Origin of the sequence: Roseovarius sp. THAF27 (assembly GCF_009363655.1) — a bacterium.
GTDB lineage: Bacteria > Pseudomonadota > Alphaproteobacteria > Rhodobacterales > Rhodobacteraceae > Roseovarius.
In genome coordinates this window covers 2485128-2507703 of record NZ_CP045393.1, presented here as the reverse complement: position 1 = coordinate 2507703, position 22576 = coordinate 2485128, and the positions used below count along the sequence as shown (strand labels likewise).

General features: G+C 66.4%; 22 protein-coding genes. 21 read left to right on the top strand and 1 reads right to left on the bottom strand.

Annotated features, from left to right (window positions below; translation table 11 throughout):
* The first annotated feature begins 149 nt into the window (after positions 1-149).
* The 12 genes from FIU89_RS12520 to FIU89_RS12465 all read left to right on the top strand — a co-directional run bounded on the left by FIU89_RS12520 (position 150) and on the right by FIU89_RS12465 (position 12693).
* The gene (locus FIU89_RS12520) at positions 150-707 is read left to right on the top strand and encodes a DUF1629 domain-containing protein (RefSeq protein WP_152492906.1); all 558 of its coding nucleotides are present in this window, start codon (positions 150-152) and stop codon (positions 705-707) included.
* Between the two features lie 844 nt (positions 708-1551).
* The gene (locus FIU89_RS12515; RefSeq protein WP_144435427.1) at positions 1552-2055 is read left to right on the top strand and encodes a division/cell wall cluster transcriptional repressor MraZ; all 504 of its coding nucleotides are present in this window, start codon (positions 1552-1554) and stop codon (positions 2053-2055) included.
* A 3-nt stretch (positions 2056-2058) separates the two neighbouring features.
* Positions 2059-3048, top strand: coding sequence for a 16S rRNA (cytosine(1402)-N(4))-methyltransferase RsmH (gene rsmH, locus FIU89_RS12510; protein WP_152492905.1), 990 nt, complete (start codon positions 2059-2061; stop codon positions 3046-3048).
* Positions 3048-3392 (top strand): cell division protein FtsL, encoded by a 345-nt coding sequence (locus FIU89_RS12505; protein WP_152492904.1) that lies wholly within the window; start codon positions 3048-3050, stop codon positions 3390-3392. Before rsmH ends, FIU89_RS12505 begins: the two co-directional genes overlap by 1 nt.
* Positions 3389-5173, top strand: coding sequence for a penicillin-binding protein 2 (locus tag FIU89_RS12500; protein WP_152492903.1), 1785 nt, complete (start codon positions 3389-3391; stop codon positions 5171-5173). The genes FIU89_RS12505 and FIU89_RS12500 overlap by 4 nt, the downstream gene beginning before the upstream one ends.
* Positions 5174-5197: 24 nt before the next feature.
* Positions 5198-6697: a UDP-N-acetylmuramoyl-L-alanyl-D-glutamate--2,6-diaminopimelate ligase gene (locus tag FIU89_RS12495; protein WP_152492902.1), complete on the top strand. Its 1500-nt coding sequence runs from the start codon at positions 5198-5200 to the stop codon at positions 6695-6697.
* Entirely contained in the window at positions 6694-8136 is a 1443-nt protein-coding gene (murF, locus tag FIU89_RS12490; RefSeq protein ID WP_152492901.1) for a UDP-N-acetylmuramoyl-tripeptide--D-alanyl-D-alanine ligase, read from the top strand. Before FIU89_RS12495 ends, murF begins: the two co-directional genes overlap by 4 nt.
* Positions 8137-9219 (top strand): phospho-N-acetylmuramoyl-pentapeptide-transferase, encoded by a 1083-nt coding sequence (mraY, locus tag FIU89_RS12485; RefSeq protein WP_152492900.1) that lies wholly within the window; start codon positions 8137-8139, stop codon positions 9217-9219.
* Position 9220: 1 nt separating this feature from the next.
* Positions 9221-9937, top strand: coding sequence for a hypothetical protein (locus tag FIU89_RS12480; RefSeq protein ID WP_152492899.1), 717 nt, complete (start codon positions 9221-9223; stop codon positions 9935-9937).
* 18 nt (positions 9938-9955) lie between these two features.
* Positions 9956-10366, top strand: a complete 411-nt coding sequence (locus tag FIU89_RS12475; RefSeq protein WP_152492898.1) for an ACT domain-containing protein — start codon at positions 9956-9958, stop codon at positions 10364-10366.
* 70 nt (positions 10367-10436) lie between these two features.
* Positions 10437-11834 (top strand): UDP-N-acetylmuramoyl-L-alanine--D-glutamate ligase, encoded by a 1398-nt coding sequence (gene murD, locus FIU89_RS12470; RefSeq protein WP_152492897.1) that lies wholly within the window; start codon positions 10437-10439, stop codon positions 11832-11834.
* 64 nt (positions 11835-11898) lie between these two features.
* Positions 11899-12693: a phytanoyl-CoA dioxygenase family protein gene (locus FIU89_RS12465; protein ID WP_152492896.1), complete on the top strand. Its 795-nt coding sequence runs from the start codon at positions 11899-11901 to the stop codon at positions 12691-12693.
* Between the two features lie 160 nt (positions 12694-12853).
* Here FIU89_RS12465 and FIU89_RS12460 read toward each other — a convergent pair whose 3' ends face one another.
* Complete coding sequence (locus FIU89_RS12460) at positions 12854-14035, bottom strand: NAD(P)/FAD-dependent oxidoreductase (protein WP_152492895.1); 1182 nt, start codon at positions 14033-14035, stop codon at positions 12854-12856.
* A 127-nt stretch (positions 14036-14162) separates the two neighbouring features.
* On the opposite strand from FIU89_RS12460, the gene FIU89_RS12455 reads away from it, so the two are divergent.
* The 9 genes from FIU89_RS12455 (at position 14163) to FIU89_RS12415 (ending at position 22576) form a co-directional block, all read left to right on the top strand.
* A complete protein-coding gene (locus tag FIU89_RS12455) occupies positions 14163-15107 on the top strand; it encodes a phytanoyl-CoA dioxygenase family protein (RefSeq protein ID WP_152492894.1) in 945 nt (314 codons plus the stop codon).
* A 109-nt stretch (positions 15108-15216) separates the two neighbouring features.
* Entirely contained in the window at positions 15217-16380 is a 1164-nt protein-coding gene (gene ftsW, locus FIU89_RS12450; RefSeq protein WP_152492893.1) for a putative lipid II flippase FtsW, read from the top strand.
* Between the two features lie 208 nt (positions 16381-16588).
* Positions 16589-17692 carry a glycosyltransferase gene (locus FIU89_RS12445; protein ID WP_152492892.1) on the top strand — a complete coding sequence of 368 codons (1104 nt, stop codon included), beginning with the start codon at positions 16589-16591 and terminating at the stop codon, positions 17690-17692.
* Between the two features lie 29 nt (positions 17693-17721).
* A complete protein-coding gene (murC, locus tag FIU89_RS12440) occupies positions 17722-19119 on the top strand; it encodes a UDP-N-acetylmuramate--L-alanine ligase (protein WP_152494506.1) in 1398 nt (465 codons plus the stop codon).
* 97 nt (positions 19120-19216) lie between these two features.
* The gene (locus FIU89_RS12435; RefSeq protein ID WP_152492891.1) at positions 19217-19468 is read left to right on the top strand and encodes a DUF2484 family protein; all 252 of its coding nucleotides are present in this window, start codon (positions 19217-19219) and stop codon (positions 19466-19468) included.
* Positions 19465-19734, top strand: coding sequence for a DUF2484 family protein (locus FIU89_RS12430; protein WP_152492890.1), 270 nt, complete (start codon positions 19465-19467; stop codon positions 19732-19734). Before FIU89_RS12435 ends, FIU89_RS12430 begins: the two co-directional genes overlap by 4 nt.
* A 68-nt stretch (positions 19735-19802) precedes the next feature.
* On the top strand, positions 19803-20735 hold the full coding sequence (murB, locus tag FIU89_RS12425) for a UDP-N-acetylmuramate dehydrogenase (protein WP_152492889.1): 933 nt from the start codon (positions 19803-19805) through the stop codon (positions 20733-20735).
* Positions 20736-20831: 96 nt separating this feature from the next.
* Complete coding sequence (locus FIU89_RS12420; RefSeq protein WP_254701666.1) at positions 20832-21710, top strand: D-alanine--D-alanine ligase; 879 nt, start codon at positions 20832-20834, stop codon at positions 21708-21710.
* Complete coding sequence (locus tag FIU89_RS12415) at positions 21698-22576, top strand: cell division protein FtsQ/DivIB (RefSeq protein ID WP_152492887.1); 879 nt, start codon at positions 21698-21700, stop codon at positions 22574-22576. Before FIU89_RS12420 ends, FIU89_RS12415 begins: the two co-directional genes overlap by 13 nt.

Sequence of the window (22576 nt, the reverse complement as noted above, 5' to 3'; positions counted from 1 at the left end):
AGAGGCGGCGGTTGTCCATAAAATGCTACTTGATCGCGGGCAATTACGGCACGCCGGATTTCCTGGATTACGTGTTCGCGCGTGCGCCGGACTATGGTGAGCGGATTCACTATGACGATTAAGACGGCGAATGGGTTCCCGGACGCGACATGAAGTACGAGCATGGCGGGCCGGACTCGTGCGGTGCTGAAGTAAAGGGCGGGCGGTTCACGGACCAGACCCGTGCCGAGTTTCTGAAGCTTTGGTGTGTCAGCAGGCCCAAGGCAGAGCGGACATTCGATGTCATCAAGCCGTTCGGTGAAAGCCTCAAGGCCATCCCCTTGTTTTCAGAGCGTCTCAAGGACGCGCTCGAGGCGGTCGATCCTGCTTTGTTCGAGTTCGTGCGCATGGACCGCACCTGGGATGATGTCCACAAGACGCCGATCTCGGGTGGGCCGTTTTATCTGGCCAATCTTCTGGCGCGCCGAGACTGCTGGGATCAGGGCCGCACGCGGATCGTGCCTCAGAAGCGTGGCGACGGCAGCTATTTCAACACGATCTCGGGGTCCGGGCGCGCGGTGCTGCGGTCGCGTGTGACAGATGCGCTGATCTGGCGTGATACCCTGACCAAAACCGTCGTCTGCACCGATGCGTTCAAGGGGATGGTTGAAATTGTCGGCTGTAAAGGATGGTGGTTTCGGGAAATCGCCGTGACGGACGACAGGTAAGGTTGTTCCAAGGAGTTTACGACCGGGCGTTGTCGCGCGACGGGGGCGCGGGCGGGTTGACCGTGGAGGCGCGTGGGTTTCACCCACCCTACGGGGCATGTTTCGGGCGGCGCGGTCACGGGGTAGGGTGGGCGAGAGCCCACGTGCCGCACGCTAGGATGCGGGTTGCGTTGGGCGCCGCGTGGGTTTTCACCCACCCCACGGGGCAGATGGCGCGTCGTTTCGGGAAATCATGGAATCGATGGATCGGGTTCTGGGAAATCATGGACCCGTGAGCGGATTCGTGCGAATCGCGCCATGGAACAGGCGCGGATTCGAGGGAGGATTCGTTGAATCCGCGGCCGGAGACCTCATGTTTCAGGCTGTGCAGAGAAAAAAATCGGGAAATCGTGGGAAATATCCATCCGCGTTCCAGACCACCATATATTGTGTTGGGCTTTTGGTCTTCCGCTAGGTGGTGCGTCAAAATGGCTCTGATCGACACATGATGTTGATCAGGGAGGGGGTCAAAATCAACATTCTGTAGGTAAACGGGTCATTTTTTCGTTGAGTTCCATAAAGTACCATGTCATACCTTTAACCACGATGAGGGCGGACACAGGGGCACACAACGACCCCGAATAAAACAAAGACCAGAGCAGGTTTCATACAGGCACCCGCTTCATCAGAACGAAGAGATCCGGCGCGCGGGCGAGCAGACATCCCCCCAGGTGGCGCGCGCAGCTGGACACCCCGCGAGAGCGGGACGAGGGCGGCGGATTGGGCAGTGGCAGCAGCTCAATCCGCCGTTTCGTGTTTCGGACGGTAGTTTTTGCAACCGGGGGAACGAGGGACGGGCCGGACAGTGGTTCTGAGCTTCAGAGGCGAGTTCAACCAGAAGGTTGACGGCAAGGGTCGGATGTCGATCCCTGCCGATTTTCGCGCTGTGCTGGCCGATGGCGATCCGCGCTGCCCCGAAGCTCCGCTGCCGCGTGTCGTCGTGCTGCACGGGCCGCATCTGAAAAACTGTCTTCACGCCTATACGATCGACGCCATGGCCGAGATCGAGGACGGCATCCGCAAGTTGCCGCGCGGCTCGGACGCGCGCAAACGCGCCAGCCGGATGATCCTTGGGAAATCCTGGGACACGGAAGTGGACAAGGACGGGCGCATCGTGCTGCCCCAGCGCCTGCGCCAGCAGATCGGGCTGGAAGGCGAGGCGGTGATGGTCGCGATGGGCGATTATTTCGAGATCTGGAACGCGGCGACCTACGAAGAGGTCGAGGCGGCGGAGACCGCGGCCTTCCTGGAAGAGCAGGATGGCGATTTCGATCCGCTGACCCTGATCGATCCGCCCGGGGAGGGATGAGCGATGGGGAGTGCTGCCGCAAACAATCCCCATGTTCCCGTTCTGATAGAGCCGATCCTGCGCGCCGTGGCGCCGGTGCAGGGCGTCTGGCTGGACGGGACCTTGGGCGCGGGGGGCTATACCCGCCGCCTGCTGGTGGCCGGGGCCGAAAGGGTGATCGGTGTGGATCGCGACCCGCTGGCCATCGAACTGGCGGTGGACTGGGCGGACGACCGGGTGGAACTGGTGCAGGGGACGTTCTCGAAGCTGGATGAGTATGGGCAGGACCTGGACGGCGTGGTGCTGGACCTGGGCGTGTCGTCAATGCAGCTGGACCGGGCCGAGCGGGGGTTTTCCTTCATGAAGGATGGCCCGCTGGACATGCGCATGAGCCAGGACGGGCCCAGTGCCGCGGACATGGTCAATTCCATGGAAGAGGCGAAACTTGCGGACATCCTGTTTCTTTATGGCGAGGAGCGGGCGAGCCGGCGGATTGCGCGGGCCATCGTGAAAAAGCGCGAGGACGTGCCGATTGTCACCACGCTGCAACTGGCGGAAATCATCGAGGGATGCCTGCCGCGCCCCAAGCCGGGACAGGTGCATCCGGCGACGCGCAGCTTTCAGGCGATCCGCATCGCGGTGAACGACGAGTATGGCGAGCTGGTCGAGGGGCTGGAGGCCGCCGAGCGCGCGCTGAAGCCGGGCGGGCAGCTGGCCGTGGTGACGTTTCATTCCATCGAGGACCGTATGGTGAAACGCTTTCTGGCCGAGAAGACCGGAAACACCGGCGGCGGCAGCCGGCACGCACCGGTGGTGGAGCAGGATCCGCCGACCTTCAGCCAGACCACGCGCAAGGCCATCGGCCCGGACGAGGCGGAACTGGCGGAGAACCCGAGGGCGCGCAGCGCCAAGCTGCGGGTGGCGACGCGGACCGAGGCCGCGCCGCGGCCGGTGGACAGGGGGCGCATCGGGATGCCGGTGCCGAAGACGCATAATCGACGAGGGGTGAGGTAATGCGCAGTTTCTTCTATGTTTTGACCGCTGTCATGGTCATCGGTCTGGCCTTCTGGGCCTACCGGGAAAACTACGAGACGCAGGCCGCGCAGGCGCGGTCGGAGGCCGTGCAGCAAAAGATTGCCGACCAGCGGCAGCGCCTGCGGGTGCTGAACGCGGAATGGGCCTATCTGAACCGGCCGGATCGGCTGCGCGACCTGGTGGAGATCAATTTCGATCAGCTGGGACTGTTGCCGTTCCAGCCTTACCAGTTCGGCAAGATCGACCAGGTGGCCTATCCGACCGAGGGGCCTTTGCCGATTTCCAATGTCATCGACGTGATGGAACGGGAGCAGCAGCCATGATCCGTACCCCTTTGCGCCCGCTGGCGCGTATCCTGAAAGCCCGCGAGGAGGGAGAGAACCCCGACGCCATCGAACGCGAGAACATACGCCTGCGCCACGAGGAGATGCGCGACCGCGCCCGGATGCGGGCGGAAGGCCGGCTGCTGGTGATGGGCGCGTTCTTTGTCTGCGCCTTTGCCGTCATCGGCGGGCGGATGGGCGTGCTGGCCAATACCGACCCGGCCGAGCCGCGCACCGGGTTCGCGGGTGCGGATATCCTGGCGCAGCGGGCCGATATCGTGGACCGCGAGGGCCGCATCCTGGCCACGAATTTCGAGACCTACAGCCTTTATGCGCAGCCGCACCAGATGGTGGAGCCGGAACGGGCGGCCGAGGAGCTGGCGGCGATCTTTCCCGACCTGAAGGTGGAGCGGCTGAAGAAGGATTTCACGGGCAAGCGCAAGTTCCTGTGGGTGAAGAAGAAACTGAGCCCCGAGCAGCGCCAGGCGGTGCATGATATCGGCGAGCCGGGGCTGCTGTTCGGGCCGCGCGAGATGCGGCTTTATCCCAATGGCAAGCTGGCTGCGCATGTGCTGGGCGGGGCCAGTTTCGGGCGCGAGGGCGTGCATGCCGCCGAGGTGATCGGCGTCGCGGGAGTCGAGAAGTATTTTGACAAGCGGCTGCGCGATCCGGCCATGGGGCACAAGCCGCTGCAACTGTCGATCGACTTGTCGGTACAGTCGGCGGTCGAGCGGGTGCTGCAGGGCGGCATGATGCTGATGAACGCCAAGGGCGCGGCCGCCGTGCTGATGGAAGTGCAGACCGGCGAGGTCGTGGCTCTGGCCAGCCTGCCGGATTTCGACCCCAACGACCGCCCGCGCCCGCCGATTGCCGGGGAAAAGCCCGGCGACAGCCCGTTGTTCAACCGGGCGGTGCAGGGCGTCTACGAGCTGGGCTCGGTCTTCAAGGCGTTCACCATCGCGCAGGCGCTGGACCTTGGGGTGGTGAACCCGTCGACCGTGATCGACACCAAGGGGCCGGTGCGGTTCGGCAAGTACCGAATCCGGGATTTCCGCAACTATGGCCCGGAACTGAGCGTCACCAAGGTGCTGGTCAAGTCGTCGAATATCGGCACCGCGCGGATCGCGCAGATGATCGGGATCGACCGGCAGCAGGATTTCCTGAAATCGCTGGGTTTCTTCGAGCCAACGCCGTTCGAGATCGTCGAGGCGGAAGGCGGCAAGCCGCTGTTGCCCTCGAAGTGGACCGACCTGTCGCTGATGACGATTTCCTACGGCCACGGGCTGTCGTCGAGCCCGCTGCACCTGGCGTCGGGCTATGCGACCATCGCCAATGGCGGGCGGCTGGTGAAACCGACGGTGATCAAGCAGCCCAAGGGGCAGCTGGGGCCACGGGTGATGTCGGAACGCGCCGCGGCGCAGACGATGCAGATGCTGCGCGACGTGGTGACCGACGGCACCGCCTCTTTCGCCGAGGTCGATGGCTATGCGGTGGGCGGCAAGACCGGGACGGCGGACAAGCCCAAGCCCACCGGCGGGTATTACGAGGACAAGGTGATCGCGACCTTCGCCAGCGTGTTCCCGGCGCATGACCCGCGCTATGTGCTGGTGGTGACGCTGGACGAGCCGGTGGAGACGACGGGCCCCGAGCCGCGCCGCACGGCGGGCTGGACCGCGGTGCCGGTGGCGGCGGAAATCACACGTCGCGTCGCGCCGCTTCTGGGGCTGCGGCCCGAGATTGAACCCGCGCCATTAACAGGTATAACGCTGACATCGAATTGACGGGTTGAGACAAAGGCCAGAGGCGTGGGGCAAAGCAAATCCTTGGCAGAGCTGGGCCTGACCGCCCAGGGGGGCCGGCGGGCCGAGATCACCGGGCTGGCGGTGGACAGCCGCGAGGTGAAGGACGGGTCCCTGTTCGCGGCGCTGCCCGGCAGCAAGGTGCACGGGGGCGAGTTCATTTCCTATGCGCTGCGCATGGGGGCGGCGGCGATCCTGACCGACCCCGAGGGCGTTGCGCTGGCCGCCGAGGAGCTGGCGGCAAGTGACGCGGCGCTGGTGGTGGCCGAGGACCCGCGCCAGACGCTGTCTTTCGCGGCGGCGCTTTGGTACGGTGCGCAGCCCGAGACGATGGTGGCGGTCACCGGGACCAACGGCAAGACATCGGTGGCGAGTTTCACCCGGCAGATCTGGATGGCGCTGGGGCTGGAGGCGGTGAACCTGGGCACCACGGGCGTCGAAGGCGCGTGGGAGGCGCCGCTGGCGCATACGACGCCCGAGCCGATTACGCTGCACCGGGTCCTGGCCGAGGCCGAGGCCAACGGCATCACCCATGCGGCGATGGAGGCGTCGAGCCATGGCCTCGCGCAGCGGCGGCTGGACGGCGTGCGGCTGGTGGCGGCGGGGTTCACGAACCTGAGCCAGGATCACCTGGATTACCACTCCGATTTCGACGATTATTTCAACGCCAAGGCGGGCCTGTTCGAGCGGGTCCTGCCCGAGGACGGCGTGGCCGTGGTCAATATCGACGACCCGCGCGGGCCGGGCATGGCGGACGTGGCCTATGGCCGGGGACAGGACGTGCTGGCGGTGGGCCGGGCCGAAGGGGCGGACCTGCGGATCCTGAACCGGGTGTTTTCACCGACCGGGCAGACCTTGCGGTTTTCCTGGCGCGGGCAGGTCCACCAAGTGGAGCTGAACCTGATCGGCGGCTTTCAGACCGACAACGTGATGCTGGCCGCGGGGCTGGCCATCGGTGCGGGCGCGGACCCGGACCGGGTGTTCGCGACGCTGCCGGTGATGCGGACCGTGCGGGGCCGGATGCAGCTTGCCGCGACGCGCTCCAGCGGGGCGGCGGTGTTCGTGGATTACGCCCATACGCCCGAGGCGGTGTCGACCGCGCTTTACGCGCTGCGCCCGCATGTGCTGGGCCGGATGGTGGCCATCGTGGGCGCGGGCGGCGACCGCGACCGGGGCAAGCGGCCCCTGATGGGGCGCGCGGCGGCGGAAAATGCCGACGCGGTGATCGTGACCGACGACAACCCCCGCAGCGAGGTGCCGGGCGACATTCGCGCCGCGGTGATGGAGGGCGTGCGCCAGGCGGGCGGCGAGGACCGGGCCATCGAGGTGGGCGACCGGGCCGAGGCGATCCTGCGCGGCGTCGACATGCTGGGGCCGGGCGATGCGCTGCTCATTTGCGGCAAGGGGCACGAGACCGGGCAGGTCGTGGGTGACGACGTGTTCCCCTTCGACGATTGCGAACAGGCGAGCGTGGCGGTCTCGGCGCTGGACGGGGGCGTGGCGTGAGCGAGTTGTGGACAGCGCGGGAGGCCGTGGCGGCCACGGGCGGGCGCAGCACCTGCGACTGGACCGCGACGGGCGTTTCGATCGACACGCGGACATTGCAACCGGGCGATTTGTTCGTGGCGCTGAAAGACGTGCGCGACGGGCATGATTTCGTGGCGCAGGCGCTGGAAAAGGGCGCGGCGGCGGCGCTGGTTGCCCGCGTGCCCGAGGGCTTGGACGAGACGGCGCCGCTCTTGATCGTGGACGAGGTTCTGCCGGCGCTGGAGCATCTGGGCCGCGCGGGCCGGGCGCGCACCGACGCGAAGGTGGTGGCGATCACCGGGTCGGTGGGCAAGACCTCGACCAAGGAGATGATGCGTGCCGCGCTCGAGGGGCAGGGGCGCACCCATGCCGCCGAGGCGAGCTATAACAACCACTGGGGCGTGCCGCTGACGCTGGCGCGGATGCCGCGCGACACCGAGTTCGCGGTGATCGAGATAGGGATGAACCATCCCGGCGAGATTTCTCCGCTGGCCGTGATGGCCCGCCCGCACGTGGCGTTGATCACCACGATTGCGGCGGCGCACCTGGAGGCGTTCGAGAATATCGAGGGGATCGCGCAGGAGAAGGCGGCGATTTTCGACGGGCTGGAGCCGGGCGGCACGGCGGTGATCAATGCCGATGTGGGCACTGCGGATATCCTGCTTAAGGCGGCGACAGCGAAGGCCGAAACCGTTGTGCGGTTCGGCACCTCAGAGGCGGCCGAGATGCGGCTGACGGATGTGACGGTGCATGATGCCGCGACGGTGGGCCATGCGCAGGCGGGCGGTGACGACATACTGTTCAAGGTCGGCACGCCGGGCCGGCATTTCGCGCTGAACGCGCTGGCGGTGATCGCCGCGGCAGAGGCGTTGGGAGCCGACCGCGACGTGGCGGTCTGCGACCTTGGGCAGTGGCGGCCCTACAAAGGGCGCGGCACGCGCGAGGTGCTGGTGCTGGACATGGTCGAGGAAGCGATGTCGATCGAGCTGATCGACGACGCGTTCAACGCCAACCCCACCTCGATGGCCGCGGCGCTGGAAGTGCTGGCCGCCGCCCGGGTGCGCGACGATATCGGGCGGGTGGCCGCGGGGCGGCGGATCGCCATCCTTGGCGACATGCTGGAACTGGGTCCCGACGAGGCGCGGATGCACCGCGAGGTCGCGGACCTGCCGTTCGTGAAGGACATACAGGTCATCCATTGCGTCGGCCCGCGCATGAAAACCCTTTACGACGCGCTGCCCGAGGCGCAAAGGGGCCGCTGGGTGGAAAGCGCGGGCGAGCTGGCCGCCGAGGCGCACCGGCTGGTGGATGCGGGCGACGTGATCCTGGTGAAGGGGTCGAAAGGCAGCTACGTGAGCGAAGTTGTCACCGCGCTGCGCCGGCTGGCGCAGGCTGTCGCGGAAAAAGAGGACGTTTGAATGCTCTACTGGTTAACCGAATTGTCGGATGGCGGCGATGTCTTCAACCTGTTTCGCTATATCACCTTCCGTTCGGGCGGGGCGTTCCTGACGGCTCTGGTCTTTGGGTTCATCTTCGGGCGGCCGCTGATCGACGTGCTGCGCCGGACCCAAGGCAAGGGCCAGCCCATTCGCAGCGACGGCCCCGAGGGGCACCTTGCGAAGTCGGGCACGCCCACCATGGGCGGCCTGCTGATCGTGGGGGCCTTGCTGACCTCGACGCTGTTCTGGGCGCGGCTGGACAACCCCTTTGTGTGGCTGGTGCTGTTCGTGACCATGTCCTTTGGGGTGATCGGGTTCTGGGACGATTACGCCAAGGTCAGCAAGCAGAACCACAAGGGCGTGCCGGGCAAGGTGCGGCTGGGGCTGGGCTTTCTGATCGCCGGGATCGCGGCCTATTGGGCCAGCCTGTATCACCCGGAGGAATTGCAGTACCAGCTGGCGCTGCCGGTGTTCAAGGACACGCTGATCAATATGGGGCTGTTCTTCATCCCTTTCGCGATGTTCGTGATCGTGGGCGCGGCCAACGCGGTGAACCTGACCGATGGCCTTGACGGGCTGGCGATCATGCCGGTGATGATCGCCGCCGTGACGCTTGGGATCATCGCCTATGCGGTGGGGCGCGTGGACTTTACCGAGTATCTGGACGTGCATTACGTGCCGGGCACGGGCGAGATCCTGATCTTCGTGGCCGGGCTGGCCGGGGGAGGCCTCGGGTTCCTGTGGTACAACGCGCCGCCGGCCGCCGTCTTCATGGGCGACACCGGGTCGCTGGCCCTGGGCGGCGCGCTGGGGGCCATCGCGGTTGCGGCCAAGCACGAGATCGTGCTGGGCATCGTCGGCGGCATCTTCGTGGTCGAGGCGCTGTCGGTCATCATCCAGGTGTTCTATTTCAAGCGGACCGGCAAGCGGGTCTTCCTGATGGCGCCGATCCATCACCATTACGAGAAAAAGGGCTGGGCCGAGCCGCAGATCGTGATCCGGTTCTGGATCATCGCGATCATCCTCGCGATGATCGGGCTGGCGACGCTGAAGGTGCGGTGACATGGGCATGATGTCATGGCTGGTGGCCGGTCTTGCAGGGACGGCAGCCTTGATCGCGCCGGGCGCGGGCATGACCCAGGGCATGACACGGGCCGGGTCGGGCGGCACGTCCGAGGCGCCGCTGAGCGATGCCCAGATCCTTCAGGCGGTGGACGAGTTGACGGAGGGTGATCCTGTCGCGATCACCGCTGCGAAGGCGATGCTGTCAGGACAGGCGGGCGGGGAGAGCCCCTTTGAGTATTACCGCTCGTTTGCGCCCGATGTTGCGGTGCTGGGCCATGCGCTTTGGTCTGCGGACCGGCTGGCCGAACTGGACTGGGCGGCCGGGACCGAGGACAGTCTGGACCAGTTCGACCTGATGGTGTCTGCGGTCGGGCTGGATCTTCCCGGGGGTATCGCGGAGCATATCGACGCCGGGGCGGCGGCCGGAACGTTGCGGCGGGGTGACGTGGTGGGCGAGGTATACGCGATGGTCTGGCCCCGGCTGCGCGCGGAAGGATATCACGTTGTCGGCCTGAATACCGACAGCGACATGCACATGATGTTCGTCAGTCCCGAGGCGGCGGCGCTGCGGTGGCAGTCGGTCGCGATCGGGCCGAACATGTATTTCGAGGTCGCGGATTGGCAGTTTTCCCGCAACATGCAGGATGCAGGGTTGGCGGTGAGCGTCCCGGATCACCCGGGCACCCATACGCGCACGCCACCTAAGCCGGACTGATGGACGGAGCGATGGACGATGGCGACACGGGTCACTGACACAAAGGACATGATCAAGGGCATGGCGCCGGTGCGCGACCCCGAGACCTGGCATTTCTGCACGACCGCTGACCGGGACATGGCGGAGCGGGGGCGGCCCCATGCGCTGGCGGTGTTTGCCGAGGAGGAGGGCACCTCGCTGATCCTGCCGGACGAGGTGGCGCGGGACCTCGGCTTTGCGGTGGAGATGCCGATGAGCCGGATCACCCTGTCGGTACATTCGGCGCTGGATGGCGTGGGGCTGACGGCGGCGGTGGCAACGGCGCTGGCCGCGGCGCTTATCCCCTGCAACGTGGTGGCGGCCTATCACCACGATCATGTCTTCGTGCCGGAGGAACTGGCCGAGGGCGCGATGACGATCCTGCGGGACGTGGCGCGGGGCGCCGGTTGATCGCGGGTTTCTGGCCAAGCGTCACGGGATCGGGTAGCGAAGGGCAAACACCAGTCGGGAGGCATGTGGCGTGATACCTGTTCGGGGAGTGGAAGGGCACTGCGTGGCGGTGCTGGGCCTGGGGCGGTCCGGCCTGTCGGCGGCGCGGGCGCTGCGGGCGGGCGGCGCGGACGTGCTGTGCTGGGACGATAACCCGGCCGCGCGGGAAGGCGCGGCGGAGGAAGGGTTTGACATCCGGCAGTTTCGCTCGGCGGAGGATTTTGCCGATGTGGCCAGCCTGATCGTCAGCCCCGGCATTCCGCATCTTTACCCAGAGCCGAACAAGGTCGTGGCCGCCGCCCAGGAGGCGGGCGTGCCGGTGGACAACGATATCGGCCTCTTTTTCCGGTCGCTGGCTACGAGCGAGTGGGACAGTTTCGACACCGCGCCACGTGTCATCGCGGTGACCGGGTCGAACGGGAAGTCGACCACCTCGGCGCTTATACACCACATTTTGCAGGAGGCGGGGCGCGAGGCGCAGCTGGCGGGAAATATCGGGCGCGGCGTGCTGGATATCGACCCGCCCGGCGATGGCGGCGTGGTGGTGCTGGAACTTTCGAGCTATCAGACAGAGCTTGCCCGCGCGCTGACGCCGGACGTGGCGGTGTTTACCAACCTCAGCCCCGATCACCTGGACCGGCATGGCGGGCTGGGGGGGTATTTCGCGGCCAAGCGGCGGCTGTTTGCCGAGGGCGGGCCGGACCGGGCCGTGATCGGCGTGGACGAGCCCGAGGGGTTGTTTCTGGCGGGGCAATTGTCTGAAGCGCCGGGAGACGACCGGGTGATCCGGGTGTCGGTGGACCGCAAGCTGACCGGGCCGGGATGGCAGGTCTTTGCGCGCAAGGGATTCCTGTCGGAATACCGCAAGGGCCGGCAGGTGGGATCGATCGACCTGCGGCAGATCAAGGGCCTGCCGGGGGCGCATAACCACCAGAACGCCTGTTGCGCCTTTGCCGCGTGTAGGACGCTGGGGCTGTCGCCGCGGGATATCGAACGCGCGATGATAACTTTCGCGGGCCTGCCGCATCGCAGCCAGATGGTGGCCGAGAAGGACGGCGTGCAGTTCGTCAACGACAGCAAGGCCACGAACGTGGATGCGGCGCTGATGGCGCTCTTGGCCTTCGACAGGATCCGGTGGATCTGTGGCGGGTTGGAGAAAGAGGGCGGGTTGGCCGGACTGAAAGACGGTCTGGGCCACGTGACGAAGGCCTATGTCATCGGGCGCGAGGCGGCGGGGTTCGCGCTGCAACTCGAGGGCGTCGAGGTGGAGGTCTGCACCACCATGAGCCACGCGGTGATGCGGGCGATGGAGGATGCGCAGCCGGGCGAGACGGTGCTACTGGCGCCGGCGGCGGCGAGTTTCGATCAATATGACAGCTTCGAGCGGCGGGGCGAGGATTTCATCGGCGAAGTGAAGGCGCGGCTGTAGCGGCGCGCTTGGCAAGAACCGGACGGCGTGCCAGCATGATCCCGGTATCTGAGGGGAGACTGGCATGGCGGATCTGTTGAAGGCCGAAACCGTCGCGGAGTTCCGCGCCAAGGGCGCGACGGTGCTGCGGGCTGTGTTCGACGACTGGATGGAGGTGTTGCGGGCGGGGGTGGATTACAACCTGGAGCATCCCGCACCGAACGCGCGGGATTACCGCACCGAGGAGGGCGGGCGCTTCCTGTCGGACTACTGCAACTGGGACCGGATTCCGCAATATCGCGATTTCATCGAGAACGCGCCCGCTGCAAGGATCGGTGCCGAGCTGATGGGCAGCAGAACGGTGCGGCTGTTTCATGAGCATGTGATCGTCAAGACGCCCAGGACCGGGATGCCGACGCCGTGGCACCAGGATCTGCCCTATTACTGTCTGGACGCCACGCAGACGGTCAGCATCTGGATCCCGATGGACGCGGTGCCGCGCGAGCGGACGCTGGAATTCGTGGCAGGCTCGCATCTGTGGGGCAAGTATTTCCGGCCCCAGCGCTTCGACGGAACGGCGCTGAATGAGAATGACGGGCTGGAGGCTCTGCCCGATATCGACGGGGACCGCGACGCCTATGATATCGTCGGCTGGGCGCTGGAGCCGGGGGATGCGGTGGCGTTCGATTACCGCACGGTACATGGCGCGCCCGCGAACAATTCGGCCACGGCGCAGCGGCGGGCGTTCTCACTGCGGCTGGTGGGGGATGACGCCACCTTTGCGCGGCGCGAGGGGATCACCACCTCGCCGCCTTTCGAAAGTGTGACGCTGGCGCATGGGGCGCCCTTGGAGGGGCCGGAGTTTCCGCGGTTGCTCTGAGTGGCAGGAGGTCCCGGATCAGGTCCGGGACGTGTTACGCTTGGTGCGCAGGGCTGCGCAGGCGAGGGGCCAGCCCCTCGCGCTCCCCGGGATACTTCTAGCCAGAGGAAGATGAGGTCAATTTGGCCAGAGGAAGTCTTTTGGCCAGAGGAAGAGAAGGTCAGGCTGTGGCGGCGATGGCGGTGCCGGCGGCCCAGCCGGAGGACCACGCCCATTGGAAGTTGTAGCCGCCGAGCCAACCGGTGACGTCGATGGCCTCGCCGATCATGTAGAGGCCGGGGACGTCGCGGCTTTGCATGGTCTTCGATGAAATGCGGTCGGTGGCGATGCCGCCCAGGGTGACTTCGGCGGTGCGGTAGCCTTCGGAGCCGGTGGGTTTGAGCTGCCAGTGGCGCAGGGCGTCGGTGATCTGCGCCAAGCGCGCGTCGGATTGGTCGGCGAGATTGCCGGTGAGGGCGAGCGCGGGGGAGAGGTGGTCGACAAGCCGGGCGGGCAGGTGGCGGGCGAGTACGGTGGTGAGGGCGCGGCGGCCCTCGGTCTGGCGCTGGGCGCGGAGGGTGTCGTAGAGGCTGGCGTCGGGGTCGAGGTCGAGGGTGATGGCGTCGCCTTCGTGCCAGTAGGAGGAGGCTTGCAGGATGGCGGGGCCGGAGAGGCCGCGATGGGTGAAGAGGACGGCCTCGGTGAAGCCGGTATTGCCTGTCGTGACGCGGGCCGGGGCGGCGACGCCGGAGATGGGGGCGAAGCGCTGGTCGGAGAAGGTGAGCGGCACGAGGGCGGGGCGCGTGTCGGTCACGGCGTGGCCGAACTGGCGGGCGATGTCGTAGGCGAGGCCGGTGGCGCCCATCGCCGGGATCGACTTGCCGCCTGTGGCCAGAACGAGGTTGCGGGCGGTGACGCGGTGGCGCGCCCCTTCGCGGTCAAGCGTGACGGAGAAGTGCGTGCCGTCATGGGAGATTTCGCCCACATTGGTTTGCAGCCAGAGGGCGGCGCCCGCGGCCGTCATCTCGTCGCGCAGCATCCGGATGATCTGGGGGGATTTGCCGTCGCAGAAAAGCTGGCCAAGGGTCTTTTCACGCCAGGTGATGCCGTGGCGGGCGACGAGGTCGATGAAATCCCACTGGGTGTAGCGGCTGAGCGCGGATTTGTGAAAATGCGGGTTCTGCCCGAGGAAGTTCGCCGGCGCGGTATGGAGGTTGGTGAAGTTGCAGCGCCCGCCGCCGGAAATGCGGATCTTTTCGCCCGGGGCCTTGGCATGGTCCACCACGAGCGTGCCCGGGCCGGCATGGGCCGCGCACATCATGCCGGCGGCGCCGGCGCCGAGGATCAGGGTGGTGACGTTCATGCGGTTCCCGTGCCCCACCGGCGGGCGGGCGTCAAGGTGGCGTAGCTTTGTACGGTTCCTGTCATTGGAACACTGGGCTTTCGGGGGGTGTTGACGTCTCGCAACCCAAGACAAATGGAGGAGTCACATGAACATCCAGACACGACACGAAATGCTGACTGCTCAGGACGAGTATCCGACCCGTGTGCCGGGCGAGGAGCGGCTGAGCGAACGCAAGGACCCTGTTCTGTGGTCGGAGTGGTCCGAGGACGCGCCGATCGGCAAGGACGAGGCGGAGCATTACGCCGGGAACGGCTATCTTGTGCGCCGCGACATGTTCGACGCGGACGAGCTGAAGGTGCTGACCGAGACCGCGGACATGCTGCGCGAGGGCGGCGGGGACATTCCCGACAACGACCTGATCCGCGAGCCCGATAGCGACGCGGTGCGCACGGTCTTTCGCCTCGACGAGCATTCCAAGGCATTCCGCCGTCTGGCCTGCGATCGCCGCCTGGCTGGCGTGGCCGAGTTCCTTCTGGGCGACGAAGTATACCTGCACCAGTCGCGGCTGAACTACAAACCGGGGTTCGCCGGCAAGGAGTTCTACTGGCATTCGGATTTCGAAACCTGGCACGCAGAGGACGGGATGCCGCGGATGCGCGCGGTGTCGGCCTCGGTATTGCTGACGCCGAACGGGCCGCACAACGGTCCGCTGTTGCTGGTGCCGGGATCGCAGGACGTGTTCATCAGCTGCGTCGGCGAGACGCCCGAGGACAATCACGAGACCTCGCTGAAAGAGCAGAAGGTGGGCGTGCCGCAGCCCGGCACGATCGACCGGATGGCGCAAAAGGCGGGCGGCATCGCGTCGGCCGAAGGGGACACCGGCACGGTGATCTTCTTTGACTGCAACACGCTGCATGGCTCGAACGGGAACATCACGCCCGATCCGCGGGCCAACGCGTTCTTCGTCTACAACGCGATGTCGAACGCGCTGACGCGGCCCTATGCGGCCCGTGGCCCGCGGCCCGATTTCCTGGCCAACCGCGAGGCGCCGCAGGCGATCCGCACGGTTTCGGGAAAACTGACCGGCTGAAGACTGCCCGGTGGGGCGCAGAACGCTTCCCACCGGGCGAAACTGCTGCTATACTGGACCGAACGCCCCCGGAAAAAGAGGGGCAAGAGGCAGTGTTCGGCGGATTCAAATGACAGACATGGTGTATGGTGCGGCCCCCGTGCAGGGCGGCGAACCGATCCTCCCAAAATGGTGGCGGACCCTCGACAAGTGGTCGATTTCCTGCGTGCTCATCCTCTTCGGGATCGGGCTTTTGCTGGCGCTGGCGGCCTCGGTGCCGCTGGCCGAGAAGAACGGGTTCGAGCAGTTCCATTACGTGAAACGGCAGGCGGCGTTCGGCTTCATGGCGTTGGCGGCGATGCTGCTGACCTCGATGATGAGCCCGCTGCTGGTGCGGCGGCTGTCGGTCGTGGGGTTCGTGATCGCCTTCATCGCCCTGGCGATGCTGCCGTTCTTCGGTACGGATTTCGGCAAGGGGGCGATGCGGTGGTACAGCCTTGGCTTTGCCAGCGTGCAGCCCTCGGAATTTCTCAAGCCCGGTTTCGTGGTGGTGGCCGCCTGGATGATGGCCGCCAGCAAGGAGATCAACGGACCGCCGGGAATGCGGCTGAGCTTTTTCATGGCGGTGATCATCGTGCTGATGCTGGCGATGCAGCCCGATTTCGGGCAGGCCTGCCTGGTGCTGTTCGGCTGGGGCGTGATGTATTTCGTGGCCGGCGCGCCGATCCTGTTGCTGGTGCTGATCGCGGGCGTCGTGGTGTTCGCGGGCTCGCTGGCCTATTCCAACTCGGAACACTTCGCGCGGCGGATCGACGGCTTCCTGAGCCCGGATGTGGATCCCAACACGCAGCTGGGCTTTGCCACCAACGCGATCCGCGAGGGCGGGTTCTTCGGCGTGGGCGTGGGCGAAGGCTCGGTCAAGTGGTCGCTGCCCGACGCGCATACGGATTTCATCATCGCGGTGGCGGCCGAGGAATACGGCCTGATCCTGGTGCTGGCCATCATCGTGTTATACGCCAGCATCGTGGTGCGGTCGCTGAGCCGCCTGATGCGCGAGCGGGACCCGTTCATCCGGCTGGCGGGCACGGGGCTTGTGGCGATGTTCGGCGTGCAGGCGATGATCAACATGGGCGTGGCCGTGCGGCTGTTGCCCGCCAAGGGCATGACGCTGCCCTTTGTCAGCTATGGCGGGTCGTCGCTGATCGCCACAGGGATCGCGGTGGGAATGCTGTTCGCCTTTACTCGCAGCCGTCCGCAGGGCGAGATCAACGACATCCTGAGGGCGCGGCGGTGATGCGCCGGTTCTGGCAGACCGCGCCGGGCGGGCGCCGACCCGCGGGGTGGCGCTGCACCGGATTTTTTGCGCGGTTTATGGTCGTCACTGGCGCGCTACTCTCATTCGCGGGCGTAGCGTCACCCAAGCGCCGCCCCGAGGGGGCGGGTCGGCGCACGCCCGGCGCCTTCGGCGCTGTTCGGGCGGCCCATGGAACCAGAGGTCTCGCATGACCGACCGCGCGCCTCTTCTCATTATCGCAGCAGGTGGCACGGGCGGGCACATGTTTCCCGCGCAAAGCCTGGCCGAGGCGATGCTGCGGCGGGGCTGGCGGGTGAAGCTGTCGACCGACCCGCGCGGCGCGCGGTATACTGGGGGCTTTCCGCATTCGGTCCAGATCGAGCAGGTGGCGAGCGCCACCTTCGCGCGCGGCGGGATCTTCAACAAGCTGGTGGCGCCGTTTCACATCCTGGGCGGGGTGCTGGGCGCGACGGTGCGCATGATGCGCGACAAACCGGACGTGGTGGTGGGGTTCGGCGGGTATCCGACGATCCCGGCGCTCAGTGCGGCAATGATCCTGCGGCGACCCCGGATGATCCATGAACAGAACGGCGTGCTGGGGCGGGTGAACAAGCTTTTCGCCAAGCGCGTGGACAGGGTTCTGTGCGGCACATGGCCCACGGCGCTGCCCGAGGGCGTGGAGGGCACGCATGTAGGAAACCCGGTGCGGCTGGCGGTGCACGAGCGCGCGGGGGCGGGGTATATTCCGCCCGGCGATTACCCGATGTCGATCCTTGTCATTGGTGGCAGCCAGGGCGCGCGCATCCTGAGCGACGTTGTGCCGCCCGCGATTGCGAACCTGCCGATGGACGTGCTGCGCAACATCCGCGTCAGCCATCAGGCGCGGGACGAGGATGGCGAGCGGGTGGCGACGCTGTATGCCGAGAACGGGATCGACGCAGACGTGCAGCCGTTTTTCCGCGACGTGCCCGCGCGCATGTCCGAGGCGCAGCTGGTGATCAGCCGGGCGGGGGCGAGCAGCGTGGCCGATATCTCGGTCATCGGGCGGCCCGCGATCCTGATCCCCTTCGCCGCCGCGACGGAAGATCACCAGGCGGCGAACGCCAAGGGATTGTCCAAGGCCGGGGGCGCGATCGTCATCCCGGAATCGCGGCTTGAGGTCGAGGCGCTTTCGGAGCAGATAGCCTCGGTACTGACGAATCCCCAAGGGGCGAGCCAGATGGCACAGGCGGCGCTGAGCGTGGGCATGCCCGACGCGGCACAGGCGCTGGCGGATATAACAGAAGAACTGGCACGGAGCAGACTGTCATGAGGGACCTTTCATTCGAAGGAGCCAAACCGATGAACGCGGCATTGAAACTTCCCGGCGACGTCGGGCCCATCCATTTCGTGGGCATCGGGGGTATCGGCATGTCGGGCATTGCCGAGGTGCTGCTCAACCATGGCTATACCGTGCAGGGCTCGGACCTGAAGACATCGAAGATCACCGACCGGCTGGAAAAGGCCGGCGCGACGATTTTCGAAGGGCAGGAGGCCGCGAACCTGGATGACGCGCAGGTCGTGGTGATCTCGTCCGCGATCAAGCCGGGCAATGCCGAGCTGGACGAGGCGCGGCGGCGCGGCCTGCCGGTGGTGCGCCGGGCCGAGATGCTGGCCGAGCTGATGCGGCTGAAATCGAACGTGGCCGTGGCCGGAACCCATGGCAAGACCACCACGACGACGATGGTCGCCGCCCTGCTGGATCACGGAAAGTACGACCCCACTGTGATCAATGGCGGGATCATTCACGCCTACGGCTCGAACGCGCGTGTGGGGCAGGGCGAATGGATGGTGGTCGAGGCCGACGAGAGTGACGGCACCTTCAACCGGCTGCCTGCCACCATTGCCATCGTGACCAATATCGACCCGGAGCACATGGAGCATTGGGGGACCGAGGAAAAGCTGCACCAGGGGTTCCTGGATTTCGTGTCGAACATACCGTTCTACGGCCTGGCGATCTGCTGCACCGACGACCCGGACGTGCAGACCCTGGTCGGCCGGATCAGCGACCGGCGCGTGATCACATTCGGCTTCAATGCGCAGGCGGATGTGCGGGCGATGAACCTGACCTACGAGGCCGGCGTGGCGCATTTTGACGTAGCACTTCAGGCCGAGGACAAGGTGATCGAAGGCTGCACCTTGCCGATGCCGGGCGATCATAACGTGTCGAACGCGCTGTCGGCGGTGGCCGTGGCGCGCAGCCTGGGCATGAAGACGGACGAGATCCGCGAGGCGCTGGCAGCCTTCGGCGGCGTGAACCGCCGCTTCACCCGCGTGGGCGAAGTGGACGGGGTGACGATCATCGATGATTACGGCCACCACCCGGTGGAGATTGCCGCGGTGCTGAGGGCCGCGCGGCAGGCCACAAAGGGCCGGATCATCGCGGTGCACCAGCCGCACCGCTATAGCCGTCTGCATTCGCTGTTCGACGATTTCTGCGCATGCTTCAACGATGCCGACGTGGTCGCCATCGCCGAGGTCTATGCCGCGGGCGAGGACCCGATCGAGGGCGCCACGCGCGACGATCTTGTGGCGGGGCTGATTGCCCATGGCCACAGACACGCTCGGGCGATCCTGGGCGAGGACGACTTGGTGCGGCTGGTGCGCGAACAGGCGAAACCGGGCGACATGGTGGTCTGTCTGGGCGCGGGGACGATCAGCGGCTGGGCCAACGGGTTGCCCGAAAAGCTGAAGGCGTGACGGTGGCCGGAATTTTACGAAAATTCCGGGCCGGAAAATGCGCATTCTCCGTTACGTTTTCCGCGCGGAAAACGGCGCGCGCCATCGGGGGTGGCGCATGACGCTTGTGGTTCTGGCCTGTCTTTGGGTCATCGCCGGGGCGCTGGTGGCGATGCTGCCGATGCGGCACCAGTATGCGCCGGGGATCGCGCTTCTGGCGCTGGCGCCGGTGTTGATCTGGATGATCGGGCGGGATTACGGTGTTCTGCCCGCTGCGCTGGAAGCACTTGCGCTGGTGTCGATGTTTCGCAATCCGTTGCGGTACTTCGCGCGGCGTCTAATGGGGGAAAAACCGGAGGTTCCGAAATGAGCATGTCTCTTGTGCTGGCCTGCATCTGGGCGCTGGCCGCAAACCTGCTGGCGATGATCCCCAGCCGCGACAACCACTGGCGGCGGGCCTATGCGCTGATTGCCGTGGGCATCCCGATCCTGGGATACGTGACATGGCAGAACGGGCCCTGGGTGGGGTTGTTCGTGCTGGCGGCGGGCATGAGCCTCTTGCGCTGGCCGGTGATCTATCTGGGCCGCTGGGCCCGGCGGGCCGTGGACGGTGACATGGCCCGCGGTGGGGATTGAGTATTTTCGGCAAGAAAAAGCCGGTGGCTGTCTTTCGGTTCAGGCCGGGTTGAGGCAGAAGAGGCCGCATGAGTGATCTTCCCGAACCCCGTGGCCGCCTGAGCGAGAAGCGCATGCTGGCCGATCTGACATGGCTGCGCGTGGGCGGGCCGGCGGACTGGCTGTTTCAGCCGGCGGACCTGGACGACCTGGCGGCGTTCCTGCGTGACCTGCCAGCGGACATGCCCGTCTTTCCGATGGGCGTGGGCAGCAACCTGATCGTGCGGGACGGCGGCTTGCGCGCCGTGGTGATCCGGCTGGGGCGCGGGTTCAATGCCATTGAAGTGGACGGCTCCCGCGTGACCGCGGGTGCTGCGGCGCTGGATGCGCATGTGGCCCGGCGCGCGGGCGAGGCGGGGGTGGACCTGACCTTTCTGCGCACCATTCCCGGCGCCATCGGCGGGGCCGTGCGGATGAACGCGGGATGCTATGGCAGCTACGTGGCCGATTATTTCGTGGAAGCGCAGGCAGTGAGCCGCGCGGGCGAGGTGGTGACGCTGACCGCCGATGACCTGAAGTTCCACTACCGCCAGACCGATCTGCCCGAGGGCTGGGTGATCACGCGGGCGACGTTCGAGGGCGTTGCGGGCGATCCCGAGGAACTGGCCGCGCGGATGGACGCGCAGTTGAAGAAGCGCGACGAGACGCAGCCCACCAAGGATCGCACGGCCGGAAGCACGTTCCGCAACCCGGCGGGGTTCAGCAGCACCGGGCGGGCCGACGACACCCATGACTTGAAGGCGTGGAAGGTGATCGACAACGCCGGGATGCGCGGCGCCACGCGCGGCGGGGCGCAGATGAGCGAGAAGCATTCGAACTTCCTGATCAACACCGGGGGCGCCACGGCGGCGGACCTGGAGGGTTTGGGCGAGGAGGTGCGAAAAAAGGTTTTCCAAGACAGCGGAATAGAGTTACATTGGGAAATCATGAGGGTCGGCGAAACGGCCCCTTCCGCGGATTGAGGCGGACACAATAAAACAAGGGTCGATAACGACCCGGGACATTGAGGCAGTAAGGTGGTTTCTTCGAGCGGAAACGCCCCGGCTGTTGCGGTGATAATGGGTGGCCCCTCGGCCGAGCGCGAGGTGTCCCTCTCGTCAGGACAGGAATGCGCCGCAGCACTCCGGGAGGCAGGCTATGAGGTGGTCGAGGTCGATGCCGGCCGCGACCTTGCCGTGGTTCTGGCCGATCTCAAACCCGACGTGGTGTTCAACGCCCTGCATGGCCGCTGGGGCGAGGATGGCTGCGTGCAGGGCCTGCTGGAATGGATGCAGATCCCCTATACCCATTCGGGCGTTCTGTCCTCGGCGCTGGCGTTGGACAAGCAACGCACCAAGGCAGCGTACCGTGCGGCGGGCCTGCCGGTGGTCGAGAGCCTCATCGTGGACAAGGACGAGGTGGGAAAGGCGCATGTGATGTCGCCGCCCTACGTCGTGAAGCCCAACAACGAAGGCTCGTCCGTCGGCGTCTATATCGTGCACGAGGCCGCCAACGCGCCGCCGCAGCTGTCGCCGGACATGCCGCAGACCGTGATGGTGGAGGCGTTCGCGCCGGGGCGCGAGCTGACCACGTCGGTGATCGGCGACAAGGCGCTTGGGGTGACGGATATCATCACCGACGGCTGGTACGATTATCACGCGAAATACGCCGCCGGCGGATCGCGCCACGTGATCCCGGCGGACATTCCGAAAGACATTGCCGACGCCTGCGAGGACTATGCGCTGCGTGCCCATGCGGTGCTGGGCTGCCGCGGGCTGAGCCGCACCGATTTCCGCTGGGATGAGGCGAAGGGGCTGGACGGGCTGATCCTGCTGGAGACCAACACCCAGCCCGGGATGACGCCGACCTCGCTGAGCCCCGAACAGGCCCAGGCGGCGGGCATGAGTTTTCCGCAATTGTGCGACTGGCTGGTCAAGGACGCGTCATGCAACAGGTGAAACGACTGGAGCCCAAGGCCGATCCGGCGCCGTCGCGGTGGTCTTACCGCTATCAGCGGCTGATGCTGACGCCGCTCTTTCGCAAGCTGTTGCGGGTGGGGGTGCCTTTATGCCTGACCGTCGGTCTGGCCACGGCGTATTTTTCCAACCCCGAGCGGCGCGAGGCGATCGTGCTGGCGGTGGCCGATCTTCGCGAGCAGGTCGAGACCCGGCCCGAATTCATGGTCAACCTGCTGGCCGTGGAAGGCGCCAGCGCCACGGTCGAGGAGGATATCCGCGAGATTTTCCCGCACGACCTGCCGGCCAGTTCCTTTGACATCGACCTCGATGCGGTGCGGCTGTCGATCGCGGGGCTGCCCGCCGTTGCCAGCGCGTCGGTGCGGGTGCGCCAGGGCGGGGTGCTGGTGGCGCAGGTGGAAGAGCGTCAGCCGGTGGCCGTCTGGCGGTCGCGCGACGGGCTGGGCGTGGTGGACATCGAAGGCGTGGTGATCGGCGATATCGCGCATCGGGCGGACCGCGCCGACCTGCCGGTGATTGCCGGCAAGGGCGCGACCCGGGCGGTGCCCGAGGCGATGGCGATCCTGCAGGCGGCGGCGCCGCTGAGGCCGCGGCTGCGCGGGCTGGTGCGCATGGGCGAGCGCCGCTGGGACGTGGTGCTGGACCGCGGCCAGCGCATCCTTCTGCCGGAAACCGACCCGGTGCGCGCGCTGGAGCGCGTGATCGTGCTGGCCGAGGTGCAGGACATGCTGGAGCGCGACCTTGCGGCGGTGGACATGCGCCTGGCGTCCCGGCCGACTATAAGAATGAACGAAAACGCGGTGTCCGAGTGGTGGCGCGTGACAAATATGACCGTAGGGGCGGAATGA

Bases quoted from the DNA above. Each gene is read 5' to 3' on its own strand.
- FIU89_RS12430 (WP_152492890.1), top strand. From the start codon at position 19,465: ATGAGCATGTCTCTTGTGCTGGCCTGCATCTGGGCGCTGGCCGCAAAC.
- FIU89_RS12465 (WP_152492896.1), top strand. From the start codon at position 11,899: ATGGCGGATCTGTTGAAGGCCGAAACCGTCGCGGAGTTCCGCGCCAAG.
- FIU89_RS12480 (WP_152492899.1), top strand. From the start codon at position 9,221: ATGGGCATGATGTCATGGCTGGTGGCCGGTCTTGCAGGGACGGCAGCC.
- FIU89_RS12520 (WP_152492906.1), top strand. From the start codon at position 150: ATGAAGTACGAGCATGGCGGGCCGGACTCGTGCGGTGCTGAAGTAAAG.
- FIU89_RS12445 (WP_152492892.1), top strand. From the start codon at position 16,589: ATGACCGACCGCGCGCCTCTTCTCATTATCGCAGCAGGTGGCACGGGC.
- ftsW (WP_152492893.1), top strand. From the start codon at position 15,217: ATGACAGACATGGTGTATGGTGCGGCCCCCGTGCAGGGCGGCGAACCG.
- FIU89_RS12475 (WP_152492898.1), top strand. From the start codon at position 9,956: ATGGCGACACGGGTCACTGACACAAAGGACATGATCAAGGGCATGGCG.
- FIU89_RS12420 (WP_254701666.1), top strand. From the start codon at position 20,832: ATGGGTGGCCCCTCGGCCGAGCGCGAGGTGTCCCTCTCGTCAGGACAG.
- rsmH (WP_152492905.1), top strand. From the start codon at position 2,059: ATGGGGAGTGCTGCCGCAAACAATCCCCATGTTCCCGTTCTGATAGAG.
- FIU89_RS12455 (WP_152492894.1), top strand. From the start codon at position 14,163: ATGAACATCCAGACACGACACGAAATGCTGACTGCTCAGGACGAGTAT.
- FIU89_RS12500 (WP_152492903.1), top strand. From the start codon at position 3,389: ATGATCCGTACCCCTTTGCGCCCGCTGGCGCGTATCCTGAAAGCCCGC.
- murC (WP_152494506.1), top strand. From the start codon at position 17,722: ATGAACGCGGCATTGAAACTTCCCGGCGACGTCGGGCCCATCCATTTC.
- murB (WP_152492889.1), top strand. From the start codon at position 19,803: ATGAGTGATCTTCCCGAACCCCGTGGCCGCCTGAGCGAGAAGCGCATG.
- FIU89_RS12505 (WP_152492904.1), top strand. From the start codon at position 3,048: ATGCGCAGTTTCTTCTATGTTTTGACCGCTGTCATGGTCATCGGTCTG.
- FIU89_RS12460 (WP_152492895.1), bottom strand. From the start codon at position 14,035: ATGAACGTCACCACCCTGATCCTCGGCGCCGGCGCCGCCGGCATGATG.
- mraY (WP_152492900.1), top strand. From the start codon at position 8,137: ATGCTCTACTGGTTAACCGAATTGTCGGATGGCGGCGATGTCTTCAAC.
- FIU89_RS12435 (WP_152492891.1), top strand. From the start codon at position 19,217: ATGACGCTTGTGGTTCTGGCCTGTCTTTGGGTCATCGCCGGGGCGCTG.
- FIU89_RS12415 (WP_152492887.1), top strand. From the start codon at position 21,698: ATGCAACAGGTGAAACGACTGGAGCCCAAGGCCGATCCGGCGCCGTCG.